Origin of the sequence: Streptomyces mashuensis (assembly GCF_014654785.1) — a bacterium.
Classification (GTDB): Bacteria; Actinomycetota; Actinomycetes; order Streptomycetales; family Streptomycetaceae; genus Streptomyces; species Streptomyces mashuensis.
In genome coordinates this window covers 568,604-581,175 of sequence record NZ_BNBD01000002.1, presented here as the reverse complement: position 1 = coordinate 581,175, position 12,572 = coordinate 568,604, and the positions used below count along the sequence as shown (strand labels likewise).

The window sequence follows — 12,572 nt, the reverse complement described above, 5'->3', positions numbered from 1 at the left end:
GCACCCGGGGCGGCGGACGCCTGCGCTGCCGGGTACCCCTAATTCCCGTACCGCCCGCGCGGATTGACCGGTTCGGGTCTACGCTGGACGGGTGCCGGACGACGTGGGGGGCCAGCCGTTCCCGGACGGCCAGGAGCCCGACAGCCACCGCCACGGAGACGCGGACGACGCGTTCGCCTCCGTGGTCTTCGACGAGGACTTCGTGCGGTCGGCCACGATCCACGAACCCTCCGCGGCGGAGCGGATGCTCGCCGCCGACCGGGCGCGGGCCGAGGCCGACGCCGCGCGGGCCCTCCCGGGCGGGGGCGCGGCCGACGACGACCCGTACGGGGACGGCTTCGGCGCCTCCCATCCGGTGCCGCCGCTGGACCTGCGGGCCCTGGCGCGGGACCTCGACCCGGACGACGCCTACGGCCCCTACGGGCGCTACGGGTCGGCGCGCGGCCCGTACCGCGGCCACGCCCGCTGGCACCGCCCGGTGGCCTGGGTGCTCGCCGTGGTCATGGGCATAGGCGTGGTGGCCCTGGCCTTCACCGCCGTCTACCGCGGCGCCTCCTCCGGCAAGAGCCAGAGCCCCGCGCCGCTGCCGGCGTCCACGGGCCTGGACGCCCCGGCGGGGGAGCGGCAGGGCCGGCCGTTGCCGTCCGTGTCCGCGGATTCCGAGCCTCCGGTGGCGTCCGCCGCGCCTCCCCACAGCTGAGGGGCGGGCACGCTTCGTGCCCTGATCATTCGAACGCCTGATTTCGATCGTTCGGCGTATTGTCCGGTGCGGTATTCCGACCGGGAATGACCGATCCCTCCGTTCCTGGCCACGCCCGCGGCAACCCGCCCGCCACCCGGGGATTTCCCCGGAACTTGTCGTGTACCAGGGCGTTTACCTGGCGCTCCGCAGACCTACTCTTGAGATATGAAGGGGCCTGGAGACCCGCCCGAGGGCACGCCCGAGGGTGCCCCGGGAGGTGGCGAGGAGGAGTACCGGTCCGTCGTCTTCGACGAATCGTTCGTCCGTGCTGCCCGCCTCCAGGAGTTCTCCGCCCGGGAACGCATGGACGACCACGCCCCCGCCGTCCGCACCCGCCACGCCTGGGCCCGCGTCAGCGCCTCCCGGCAGGTCCTCCTCCTGGTGATCCTCATCGCGCTGGCCTTCGGCACCGCCGTCTACATGGGCCTGCGCCACCCCTACAAGGACGCCCGCCCGCCCGCCGCCGAAGCGCTGCGCACCATGCTGGTGCCCCTGGCCCCGCACGACGCCGTGCCCGGCGCCGGAACGGCCCGCGACCTGTTCGACCACAGCCCCGCCGCCCAGTTCCGCGACGGCGTCGAGGGCATCAACCTGCCCGCCGCCCGCCGCACCCAGAACTTCTCCGAGAGCCTGGTGATGGCCGCCCTCGCCACCGCCAAGGAGTACACCGTCAAGTCCGCGCTCGACCCGCACGCCCTCACCGGCGGCGCCCAGCGCAACGTCCGCCTGCTCCTCGCGCCCTCGCAGCTCGACCAGTTCGACCGCAGCTTCGCCCACCCGGCCGACGACGGGCGGGACGCCGCCACCGGCTGGATCATCCGCTTCGACCCCGCCCAGGTGACCCTCGCCGACCGGCTGATCCGCACCCAGGGCACCTTCACCGTCACCGAGGCGTCCCCGGCCGCCCTGGAGGTCGTGGCCGACCACACCTTCGTCTACGCCCTGCGCGCCGCCAAGGGCCAGCCGCAGGACGTCTCCCTGTTCACCGTGCGGCGCACCGTGCACTTCCGGTTCGACCGCGACGACCTGCAGGAACACCACGTGCAGCTGCTGCAGAGCTCCGTGCAGGCCGGGCCCGCCTCCTGCTCGGCCGACGACGCCCTCTACCTGCGGCCACTGCTCGCGGGCCAGCGCGCGTCCGCCGACGGGCCCGCCGACACCGACCCGTACGCCTCCGGCACCGGCACCGGCGCCGAAGGGCCCTCGGCCGGCCTGTGCGGCACGCTCGCGCCCGGCGCCCAGCCGAGCCCGCCGGCGAAGCACTGACGGCCAGGGGGCCAGGGCCAGGGCCAGGGCCAGGGCCAGGGTCAGGGTCAGGGCAAGGGCCAGGGCCGGGGCCGCGTCAGGGCGCCTCCGGGCCGCCCTTCTCCTGCCCGCCGTCCCGGCCGCTGCTGCTGCCGCCGCTGCCGCCCTGCCCGCGCCCGGTGAACGTGTCGCGCAGCTTGCCGCCCAGGTCGCCGGCGCCGCCCGCAATGTCCCGCACCAGGCCCATCAGCGGGTCCTTGCCGGTCCGCACCGCGTCCGCGTAGTGCTGCGCCGACTCGCGGAAGGAGTCGGAGACGGAGGCGTCCTTGTCCTCCGACCGGTGGGGGTAGTGGCCGTCCATCAGCCGCTGGAAATCACGGCTCTCCGCCCACCGCTTCAGCTCCGCCGCCCGCACCGTGGCGAACGGGTGGCTGCGCGGCAGCATGTTCATGATCTTCAGTACGGAGTCGCGCAGGTCGCCGCCGCGCTCGTACTCCTCGGCCTGCTCCAGGAACGCGTCCACGTTCATCTCGTGCAGGTGGTTGCCGCCCGCCAGCTTCATCAGGCCGCGCAGCGACGCCTTGAGGTCCTGTTCCACGAGCAGCCCGGCCCGGTCCGCCGACAGCTCCGACTTGCGGAACCACTCGCGGAGCGCCGTCACGATCGCCGTCACCGCCAGGTTCCCCAGCGGAATCCAGGCGATCTTCACCGCGACGTTGGTGAGGAACAGCAGTATCGTGCGGTAGACGGCGTGCCCCGACAGGGCGTGGCCCACCTCGTGGCCCACGACCGCCCGCATCTCCTCCTCGTCGAGGAGCTCCACCAGGCCCGTGGTCACCACGATCACCGGCTCGTCCAGGCCCACGCACATCGCGTTCGGCTGCGGGTCCTGCGTCACGTACATCGCCGGCACCCGCGGCATGTCCAGCACATAACAGGCGTCGAGCAGCATCGCGTGCAGATGGGGGAACTGCCGCTCGCCCACCCGCACCGAGTCCGACAGGTACAGCAGGCGCAGGCTGCGCTCGGGCAGCAGCCCGCTCAGCGTCTTGAAGACCGTGTCGAAGCCGCTCAGCCGGCGCAGCGCCACCAGCGCCGAACGGTCCGCGGGGTGCTCGTAGGCCCGTGAGGAGATGCCGGGGAAACGCCGCCGGGCCCGGCCCGGCACCTGCTCCCCGCCGCCGCCCGCCCCGCCGTCGTACGTGCCGTCGCTCATCGAGACCCCCTCGTGGGCTCCGCCGGGCCGACCGGGCCCGCCCCCGTGCTGTCGGACCCCAGCGTAGGCCGTGGCACCGACACGGCTACCGTGGGGACATGGCCGTCATCGAGGGTTTTGATCGTTTCGCCGCCGCCCACGGCGTGCTCGCGCAGGCCGGCGAGGTGCTCGCCGTGTCCAAGGGCGACCAGGGCCCGGGCGCGCTGCTGCGCACCGTCCTGATCGTGGGCGTCGTGGGCGTCCCGCTCGTCGCCTGGTTCCTGCTGCGCGGCTACCGCAAGCAGTAGCCCCGGAGGCATCCGTGGCCCCGGAGGCACCCGTGGGCGCACGACCCGCGGAGTCGGCGTGAGCTCAGGCACCGCCCCCGCATACGATGTGGCAGAAGTCTCCAACCGATCTTTCCTCCGGCCGCCGCCGGGGGAATCCACTCCCGGATAGGTCCTGCCGACGTGATCTACGAAGCCCACAGCGCCCTCGTCCGCCTCGCCTCCGAGGGCGAGCACCACGTGGACGGCCACCCCAGCATCAGCCCCTACATGACCGGCGGCGCCGCGCTCGTCATCCTGCTGCTCCTGCTGTGGGTCACCACCCGCTTCAACCGGGACCGCTGACCCCACCGAGCCCCCCGGGCCCGGTGCACCACCGAGCCCAGTAGGGTCTGCACGCATGGAAGAGCAGACAGGGCCCGTGAAGCGGCGGCTCGGCGTGATGGGCGGGACCTTCGACCCCATCCACCACGGCCACCTGGTCGCCGCGAGCGAGGTGGCCTCGCAGTTCCACTTGGACGAGGTCGTCTTCGTACCCACCGGGCAGCCGTGGCAGAAGAGCCACAAGAAGGTCTCCCCGGCCGAGGACCGCTACCTGATGACGGTGATCGCCACCGCGTCCAACCCCCAGTTCTCCGTCAGCCGGATCGACATCGACCGCGGTGGCCCCACCTACACCACGGACACCCTCCGCGACCTGCGGGCCCTCAACGAGAACGCCGACCTGTTCTTCATCACCGGCGCCGACGCCCTCGCCCAGATCCTCACCTGGCGCGACACGGACGAGCTGTTCTCCCTCGCCCACTTCATCGGCGTGACCCGCCCCGGCCACATACTGGCCAACCCCGGACTGCCCGAGGACCGCGTCTCCTTCGTCGAGGTCCCGGCCCTCGCCATCTCCTCCTCCGACTGCCGCGCCCGGGTGGCGCAGGGCGAGCCCGTCTGGTACTTGGTGCCCGACGGTGTGGTGCGCTACATCGACAAGCGCAAGCTGTACCGTCACGACGGCTGACACCGACGGGCGGCCCGCCGCCCGACGCGCACCGAGGGGCATGGGTGAACGACCGAACGGACCCGTACGCGCACGACGTGCCCACGTCCACCGGGCAACCGCTCCCGGGGCCCCGCACCGCCCCTGATGCTGCCCCCGACGCCGCTCCCGGTGCCGCGTCTCCTCCGGACGCCGGCGGCACCGACGACGTCGGGGACGTCATCGACTGGCTGAAGTTCAGCGCCAGCCGCAGCGAGCGCCGCGGCGAACGCCGGCGCCGCGGCCGCCACCGCCTGATCGCCGCGGCCGCCGTCCTCGCCGTCGCCCTGGGGGGCGGCATCACCTGGTACGCCCTGTCGGGCGACGACGGCCCCGCCCCCGCCACGTCCCACGGCACGGGGCAGCGCGACGCCATCGTCGTCCACCTCCGGCCCACCCGGGGCACCGACAGCTCCACCGTCCTCCTCGTCGACGACGGCACCACACGGCGCGCCACCGCCGTGCTGCTCCCGGAGAACCTGGCGGTGGCCGGGGACGGCGGGACGCGGACGACGCTGGGCCGCTCCGTCGTGCAGGCCGGCACGGGGGCCACGCGGGACGCGCTGAACACCCTCCTCGGCGGCGGCATCACGGGCAGCTGGCGGCTGGACACCCCGTACCTGGAGAACCTGGTGGAGCTGGTCGGCGGCATCACCGTGGACGCCGACGCCACCGTCCCCGGCGAGGGGCCCGGCGACCCTGCGGCCGTCGTACGGGGGCCCGGCCGGTCGCTGGACGGGCGGGCGGCGGTCGCCTACGCCACGTACCGCGCGGCCGGGGAGGACGAGGACCGGCGGCTGGCCCGCTTCGGGCAGGTGCTGCACGCGGTCCTGTGCAAGGTCCCCGAGGACCCGGGTGCGGCGACGGGCACGGTGGAGGCCCTCGCCCAGATCCCCGACCCCTCGCTGCCGGAGGAGCGGCTGGGCGCCGCCCTGGCCCACCTGGCGGCCCGGGCCCGGCACGGCGCGTACGCCACCGTCGCCCTGCCCGTGCGCGCCGACGGCGGCCTGGGGGCGGGGGCCGCGGGGCGGGTGCACGAGGTGCTGGGCGGCACGGTGCACGAGGGCGGCGATACGGGGCGGTGAGAGGCGCCGGCGGTGCGATGGTCGTACCGGCCCGGGGGTGCGGTGGATAACCCGGGGAAGCCGGGCGGCGCGTCGTGAGACCCTTGAGGTGTACTGCCCCTCTTGACCGAAAGCATGGCTTGTGACCGCCACGGACCGCTCCATCGAGCTCATCCAGGCTGCCGCCCAGGCTGCCGCCGACAAGCTCGCCCACGATGTCATCGCGTACGACGTCAGCGACGTACTGTCGATCACGGACGCCTTCCTGCTGGCCTCCGCCCCCAACGACCGCCAGGTCAAGTCGATCGTCGACGAGATCGAGGAGCGGCTGCTGAAGGAGCTCGGCGCCAAGCCGGTCCGCCGCGAGGGCGACCGCGACGCCCGCTGGGTCCTGCTCGACTACGTCGACATCGTGGTGCACGTCCAGCACAGCGAGGAGCGCGTCTTCTACGCGCTGGAGCGGCTGTGGAAGGACTGCCCGGAGATCGCCCTGCCCGAGGACGCCGTGGCCACGCGCGGCAAGGGCGAGGAGTACGCCCGCAGCCAGGCCGGCGACGACCTGGACGGGGGCCTGAGCTGAACGGCGGCACCACGGGCCGCGGCCGCCGGATCGTCCTGTGGCGGCACGGCCAGACCTCCTGGAACGTCGAGCGGCGCTTCCAGGGCACCACGGACATCGACCTGACGGAGACCGGCGTGGCGCAGGCCCGCCGGGCCGCCCGTCTGCTGGCCGCCCTCAAGCCGCACGCCATCGTCGCCTCCGACCTGCGACGGGCCCGGGACACCGCCGCCGAGCTGGCGACCGTCACGGGCCTGAAGGTCACCACGCACCCCGCGCTGCGCGAGACGTACGCGGGTGAGTGGCAGGGCCTGACGCACGAGGAGATCGCCGGGCGCTTCGGCGAGCAGTACGCGGCGTGGAAGCGTGGCGAGCCGGTGCGGCGTGGCGGCGGCGAGCTGGAGACCGAGGTCGCCGACCGGGCCGCCCCGGTGGTGCTCGACCACGCCGGCAGGCTGCCGGACGGCGGCACGCTCGTGGTCGTCAGCCACGGCGGCACGATCCGTACGACGATCGGCCGGCTGCTGGGCCTGGAGTCCCGCTCGTGGGAGGCGCTGGGCGGCCTGACCAACTGCTGCTGGTCGGTGCTGGGCGAGGGCGCGCGCGGCTGGCGCCTGCTGGAGCACAACGCCGGGTCGCTGCCCGAGCCGGTGCTCGGCGACGACGACTGACGCCGGTGCCACCGGCCGATTTCACATCGGGGCAGGTCACAGGCTAAAGTTCATCTTGTTCGCGGCAAGCGCGGGGGAAACCCCGGAAGCCGGGAACAGCGGGGCTATAGCTCAGTTGGTAGAGCGCCTGCATGGCATGCAGGAGGTCAGGAGTTCAATTCTCCTTAGCTCCACCCCGAGATGATCCCGCCTCCCTCCTGGGAGGCGGGATCATTGCTGTTCAGGCACCCTCCCGTGGCAGAATCGGACGGCCGGGAGCGAAGGGCCGAAGAAGAGCCGAAGGGGAGGGGGTCGGGGCTGACCCATGGGTGCTCACAGCCGGAAGTGCGACTGGTGCGGCAGCGGCACGCCGATCGTCCGTGACATGGAGCCGCTCAACTCGGACTACCAGTACTGGTGCGTCGAATGCGCACGGGCGCTGATCATAAAAGGCGACCCCATCGAGACCTACCGGGAACTCGAGGGCGAACCGATCTACGGCCGGCTGCTCGACGAGCACTGCACGCTGAAGCGGTTCTACTCGTTCGTCGCCGCCTAGCCGCGCCGGCCACCGCCGCTTCGATCATCGATTTGGCGGAACGGGGGTGGGGCCGTGTAATGTACTCCGTGTCGCCCGGCGAACGGGCGGAACAACAGAACACGGGGCTATAGCTCAGTTGGTAGAGCGCCTGCATGGCATGCAGGAGGTCAGGAGTTCAATTCTCCTTAGCTCCACAGCGAGTGAGCGGGCCGTCCTCCGGGACGGCCCGCTCACTGCGTGTGCGGCGCCGTGACCGTATCCGTTCGTTCGGTGGCGGGGCGCTGCGGTAACCTGACCCCATGCGTGCCGTACGCCTCCTGCTTAGCGAGCCGCGCTGATCAGCACCGGCCGGTGACTCCGGCCGGAATCGGCGCGGCGTCCCCTCCTGTGCGAGGGGTTTTTTCATTTCCGGCCCCGGCCCCGGGACCCCGGGCGGGCCGGCATCGCGACCGCAGGCAGAGACGACGATCGATGGAGCTTGGAAGACGATGAGCGAGATCCCCACCGCCGCCGAGGTGGCTGCCCCGCACCGCTACACGGCCGCGCTGGCCGCGGACATCGAGGCGCGCTGGCAGGACTTCTGGGACGCGAACGGCACGTACGAGGCGCCCAACCCGAGCGGGGACCTGGCGGGCGACCCGGAGGCCGTGGCCCGCCCCAAGAAGTTCATCATGGACATGTTCCCGTACCCCTCGGGCGCGGGCCTGCACGTCGGTCACCCGCTGGGCTACATCGCCACCGACGTCTACGCCCGCTTCCACCGCATGACGGGCCACAACGTCCTGCACACCCTGGGCTTCGACGCCTTCGGCCTGCCCGCCGAGCAGTACGCCGTGCAGACCGGCACCCACCCCCGGGTGTCCACCGAGGCCAACATCGAGAACATGAAGGCGCAGCTGCGCCGCCTGGGCCTGGGCCACGACAAGCGCCGGTCGTTCGCCACGATCGACCCGGACTACTACAAGTGGACCCAGTGGATCTTCCTGCAGATCTTCAACTCCTGGTACGACGAGGAGGCCCGGAAGGCCCGCCCGATCGCCGAGCTGGTCGCCCAGTTCGAGAGCGGGGAGCGCGCGACGCCCGACGGCCGCCCCTGGGGTGAGCTGAGCGCCGTCGAGCGCGCCGACGTCCTGGGCGAGTACCGCCTGGCGTACGCGTCGGACGCGCCCGTCAACTGGTGCCCCGGCCTGGGCACGGTGCTGGCCAACGAGGAGGTCACCTCCGAGGGCCGCTCCGAGCGCGGCAACTTCCCCGTCTTCAAGTCCAAGCTGCGCCAGTGGAACATGCGCATCACCGCGTACGCGGACCGCCTGCTGGAGGACCTGGACGCGCTGGACTGGCCGGAGGCCATCAAGCTGCAGCAGCGCAACTGGATCGGCCGCAGCGAGGGCGCCCGCGTCGACTTCGTCATCGACGGCCGCCCCGACGCCCGGGCCACCGTCTTCACCACCCGGCACGACACGCTGTTCGGCGCCACCTACATGGTCCTGGCGCCCGAGCACCCCCTGGTGACCGCCGACGCCGCCGACGGCGGCATCGTCCCGGCCGCCTGGCCCGAGGGCACGCACGCCGACTGGACCGGCGGCCACACCACCCCGGCCGAGGCCGTCGCCGCGTACCGCAAGGAGGCCGCCGCCAAGTCCGACGTGGAGCGGCAGGCCGACGCCAAGGAGAAGACCGGCGTCTTCACCGGCGCGTACGCCGTCAACCCGGTCAGCGGCGAGAAGATCCCCGTCTTCGTCGCCGACTACGTCCTGATGGGCTACGGCACCGGCGCCATCATGGCCGTCCCCGCCCACGACGACCGCGACTTCGCCTTCGCGCGCGCCTTCGACCTGCCCATGCGCTGCGTCGTGCGCCCCTCGGACGACCGCGGCACCGACCCGTCCACCTGGGCCGACTCCTTCGACTCGTACGACGCGGAGATCATCAACTCGTCCGGCCCGGGCGTCTCCCTGGACGGCCTGCGCGTCCCCGAGGCCAAGACCCGCATGGCGCAGTGGCTGACGGAGCAGGGCATCGGCGAGGCCACCGTCAACTTCCGCCTCCGCGACTGGCTGTTCAGCCGGCAGCGCTACTGGGGCGAGCCCTTCCCGATCGTCTACGACGAGGACGGCGTCGCCCACGCGCTGCCCGAGTCGATGCTGCCGCTGGAGCTGCCGGACGTCGAGGACTACGCGCCGCGCACCTTCGACCCGGACGACGCCGACACCCAGCCGGAGACGCCGCTCTCGCGCAACGAGGAGTGGGTCGACGTCGAGCTGGACCTGGGCGACGGCCCGAAGCGGTACCGCCGCGAGACCAACACGATGCCCAACTGGGCCGGTTCGTGCTGGTACGAGCTGCGCTACCTGGACCCGCACAACACCGAGCAGCTCGTCGCGCCGGACGCCGAGCGCTACTGGATGGGCCCGCGCGAGGGCATGCCGCACGGCGGCGTCGACCTGTACGTCGGCGGCGCCGAGCACGCCGTACTGCACCTGCTGTACGCGCGCTTCTGGTCGAAGGTGCTGTTCGACCTGGGCCACATCTCGTCGGCCGAGCCGTTCCACAAGCTCTACAACCAGGGCATGATCCAGGCGTACGTCTACCGCGACAGCCGCGGCATCGCCGTGCCGGCCGCCGAGACCGAGGAGAGCGGCGGCACGTACACGTACCGCGGCGAGAAGGTCAGCCGGACGCTCGGCAAGATGGGCAAGTCCCTGAAGAACGCCGTCACGCCGGACGAGATCTGCGCCGAGTACGGCGCGGACACGCTGCGCCTGTACGAGATGGCGATGGGCCCGCTGGACGTCTCCCGCCCCTGGGACACGCGCGCCGTCGTCGGCCAGTACCGCCTGCTGCAGCGCCTGTGGCGCAACGTGGTGGACGAGAACACCGGCGAGACGACGGTCGTGGACACCGAGGCGGACGACGCGACGCTGCGGGTCCTGCACAAGGCGATCGACGGCATCGGGCAGGACCTGGCGAACCTGCGCTTCAACACCGCCATCGCCAAGGTGACGGAGCTCAACAACCACGTCACCAAGCTGCGCGAGGTGCCGCGGTCCGTCGCCGAGACGACGGTCCTGCTGATCGCGCCGCTGGCCCCGCACATCGCCGAGGAGCTGTGGCGCCGCCTGGGCCACACCGACTCGGTGGTGCACCACGCCTTCCCGGTGGCCGACCCGACGTACCTGGTGGACGAGGCCGTCACCTGCGTCGTCCAGATCAAGGGCAAGGTCAGGGCGCGCCTGGAGGTGCCGCCGTCGATCACGGACGCGGAGCTGGAGCGGACGGCGCTGGCCGACCCCGCGGTGGTGGCCGCGCTGGGCGGCGCGGAGGTCCGCAAGGTGATCGTGCGGGCGCCGAAGCTGGTGAACATCGTTCCGGCGTGATGGCGGCCCGGGCATGAGGGCTCTCTCGTATGAGCGCTCGTGTCTGAGGGCTCTCGCATAAGGGTTCTCCCTTACGGGGAGGTTGGGGGTTCCGATGGAACCCGCGGCCTCCCCGTTGCGTTTACGGTGGAGAGGTGGGACCGCCGGGAACGGCTGGGACGCCGGGCCGAGGACGCCGGGCTGGACGCTGAGGAGCGCGTACATGGAAATCGCGGCCGTGATCGTCGCCCTGGTCTTCGCGCTGGTCGTGGCACTGGCGGTGTTCGCGACGGTGAAGGCGGTGCGCGCGGTGCAGCGCGGCGTGGACCGCACGGTCACGCAGGCGCGCCGCACCGTGGAGGACACGCGGCTGAAGGCGAAGAAGTACACGCAGGGCGGTGCGGCGGGGGAGATCGCCGACCTGCGGCTGTCGCTGCGGACATCGATGCGGGCCACCCAGGAGGTGCTGCGGTCGGGCGTCGCCGAGGACGGGTCGCTGTCGGAGTCCCTGGCCCTCTTCGAGCGGCTGAGCGCGCACGGCCGCGAGCTCGACGAGGAGCTGCGGAAGCTGGAGACCGAGCCGGACCGGGAGCGGGTGGCGGCACGGTTGCCCGAGGTGCGGGAGCGCACGGAGCGTGTGACGCACTCGGCGAACGCGCTGCGCTGGGCGGCCCAGGACCGGGCCCGCCGGTTCGCCCACGACGACCTGACGGAGCTGAGCGAGCAGATCCGCATGGAGGCGGGCGCGCTGCGGCACTGGGAGCAGGAGGGGGAGCCGTCGGCGGAGGGACGGCCGGCTGCCGGTACCGGCACGGGCGGTACGGGCGCCCAGGACTCCGTGGCGGAGGAGGCGGGTGCGCGGCCGGCGCTGGACAAGGGCCCGGACCCGCGGTGGCAGACGCGGCACTCCTGGCAGCAGGCCAAGCGGCCGGAGAGCACGGCCTGAGCTGCCCCGGCGAGGGCGGTGACGCTGGGTGCGGGCTCGGGGCCGTACTGCCGCTCGGGCGGCCGGAGGGGTAACCTCCGGGGCATGTCCCGCCATGTCGCGATCATCACCGATTCCACGGCCTACCTGCCCCGGCAGGCGATGGAGCGGCACAGCATCACCGCCGTTCCGCTGACGGTCGTCCTGGGCGACGAGGCGCTGGAGGAGGGCACCGAGATCTCGGCCCGGTCGGTGGCCCAGGCGCTGCAGAAGCGCAAGCCGGTCACCACGTCACGCCCGGCACCCGAGGTCTTCGCCGCCGCCTACCGGCGCGCCGCCGAGGCAGGGGCGGAGGGGATCGTCTCGCTGCACCTGTCGGCCGAGTTCTCCGGCACGTACGACGCCGCGGTGCTCGCGGCGCGCGAAGCGCCGGTGCCGGTCAGAACGGTGGACACGGGCATGGTGGCGATGGCCCTCGGTTTCTGCGCCCTGGCCGCCGCCGAGACGGCACAGGCGGGCGGCACGCCGGACGAGGTGGTGGCCGCGGCCGAGAAGCGTGCTCAGGGCACGGCGGCCTACTTCTACGTCGACACCCTCGACTACCTGCGGCGCGGCGGCCGTATTGGTGCGGCGCAGGCGTTGCTCGGCTCGGCGCTGATGGTGAAGCCGCTGTTGCAGCTGGAGGGTGGCCGCATCGAGTTGCGGGAGAAGGTCCGCACGACGTCGCGGGCCATCGCCCGGCTGGAGGAGACGGCGGTGGAGCGGGCGGGCGCGGGCCCGGTGGACATCGCCGTGCACCACCTGGCGGCGCCCGAGCGCGCGGGGCTGCTCGCCGAGCGGTTGCGGGAAAGGGTGCCGCAGCTGGGGGAGTTGCACGTGAGCGAGGTGGGCGCGGTCATCGGCGCGCACACGGGACCGGGGCTGCTGGGCGTGGTGGTGTCGGCACGCTGACCCCTCTTCCGGGTGACGGAATGATCC

The 12,572-nt window shown here is 72.7% G+C and carries 13 protein-coding genes and 2 tRNA genes; 14 read left to right on the top strand and 1 reads right to left on the bottom strand.

Annotation, left to right across the window (positions count from 1 at the left end; genetic code table 11):
• The first annotated feature begins 91 nt into the window (after positions 1 to 91).
• Both IE305_RS07925 and IE305_RS07920 read left to right on the top strand, forming a co-directional pair.
• Entirely contained in the window at positions 92 to 700 is a 609-nt protein-coding gene (locus IE305_RS07925; protein WP_190128715.1) for an SCO2584 family spore wall biosynthesis protein, read from the top strand.
• Between the two features lie 207 nt (positions 701 to 907).
• Entirely contained in the window at positions 908 to 2,008 is a 1,101-nt protein-coding gene (locus tag IE305_RS07920; protein WP_190128714.1) for an SCO2583 family membrane protein, read from the top strand.
• A 76-nt stretch (positions 2,009 to 2,084) separates the two neighbouring features.
• On the opposite strand, the gene IE305_RS07915 is transcribed toward IE305_RS07920, so the two are convergent.
• Positions 2,085 to 3,203, bottom strand: coding sequence for a M48 family metallopeptidase (locus tag IE305_RS07915; RefSeq protein WP_190128713.1), 1,119 nt, complete (start codon positions 3,201 to 3,203; stop codon positions 2,085 to 2,087).
• Positions 3,204 to 3,301: 98 nt separating this feature from the next.
• On the opposite strand from IE305_RS07915, the gene IE305_RS07910 reads away from it, so the two are divergent.
• The 12 genes from IE305_RS07910 (at position 3,302) to IE305_RS07855 (ending at position 12,545) form a co-directional block, all read left to right on the top strand.
• Positions 3,302 to 3,490, top strand: a complete 189-nt coding sequence (locus IE305_RS07910; RefSeq protein ID WP_190129018.1) for a hypothetical protein — start codon at positions 3,302 to 3,304, stop codon at positions 3,488 to 3,490.
• 162 nt (positions 3,491 to 3,652) lie between these two features.
• The gene (locus tag IE305_RS07905; protein WP_190129017.1) at positions 3,653 to 3,814 is read left to right on the top strand and encodes a hypothetical protein; all 162 of its coding nucleotides are present in this window, start codon (positions 3,653 to 3,655) and stop codon (positions 3,812 to 3,814) included.
• Positions 3,815 to 3,869: 55 nt separating this feature from the next.
• Positions 3,870 to 4,481, top strand: coding sequence for a nicotinate-nucleotide adenylyltransferase (nadD, locus tag IE305_RS07900; RefSeq protein ID WP_190128712.1), 612 nt, complete (start codon positions 3,870 to 3,872; stop codon positions 4,479 to 4,481).
• Positions 4,482 to 4,525: 44 nt separating this feature from the next.
• Entirely contained in the window at positions 4,526 to 5,584 is a 1,059-nt protein-coding gene (locus IE305_RS07895; protein WP_229890685.1) for an LCP family glycopolymer transferase, read from the top strand.
• A gap of 121 nt (positions 5,585 to 5,705) precedes the next feature.
• Positions 5,706 to 6,143 (top strand): ribosome silencing factor, encoded by a 438-nt coding sequence (gene rsfS / locus IE305_RS07890; protein ID WP_190128711.1) that lies wholly within the window; start codon positions 5,706 to 5,708, stop codon positions 6,141 to 6,143.
• Positions 6,140 to 6,793: a histidine phosphatase family protein gene (locus IE305_RS07885; RefSeq protein ID WP_190128987.1), complete on the top strand. Its 654-nt coding sequence runs from the start codon at positions 6,140 to 6,142 to the stop codon at positions 6,791 to 6,793. The genes rsfS and IE305_RS07885 overlap by 4 nt, the downstream gene beginning before the upstream one ends.
• 100 nt (positions 6,794 to 6,893) lie before the next feature.
• Positions 6,894 to 6,966: transfer RNA gene (locus IE305_RS07880), tRNA-Ala, on the top strand.
• Positions 6,967 to 7,097: 131 nt separating this feature from the next.
• On the top strand, positions 7,098 to 7,331 hold the full coding sequence (locus IE305_RS07875) for a hypothetical protein (RefSeq protein WP_190128710.1): 234 nt from the start codon (positions 7,098 to 7,100) through the stop codon (positions 7,329 to 7,331).
• Positions 7,332 to 7,434: 103 nt separating this feature from the next.
• A tRNA-Ala gene (locus IE305_RS07870) sits at positions 7,435 to 7,507 on the top strand.
• A 294-nt stretch (positions 7,508 to 7,801) separates the two neighbouring features.
• Positions 7,802 to 10,690 (top strand): leucine--tRNA ligase, encoded by a 2,889-nt coding sequence (locus IE305_RS07865; RefSeq protein ID WP_190128709.1) that lies wholly within the window; start codon positions 7,802 to 7,804, stop codon positions 10,688 to 10,690.
• 202 nt (positions 10,691 to 10,892) lie between these two features.
• Complete coding sequence (locus tag IE305_RS07860) at positions 10,893 to 11,615, top strand: hypothetical protein (RefSeq protein ID WP_190128708.1); 723 nt, start codon at positions 10,893 to 10,895, stop codon at positions 11,613 to 11,615.
• Positions 11,616 to 11,699: 84 nt separating this feature from the next.
• Positions 11,700 to 12,545, top strand: a complete 846-nt coding sequence (locus IE305_RS07855; RefSeq protein ID WP_190128707.1) for a DegV family protein — start codon at positions 11,700 to 11,702, stop codon at positions 12,543 to 12,545.
• Positions 12,546 to 12,572: the final 27 nt, after the last annotated feature.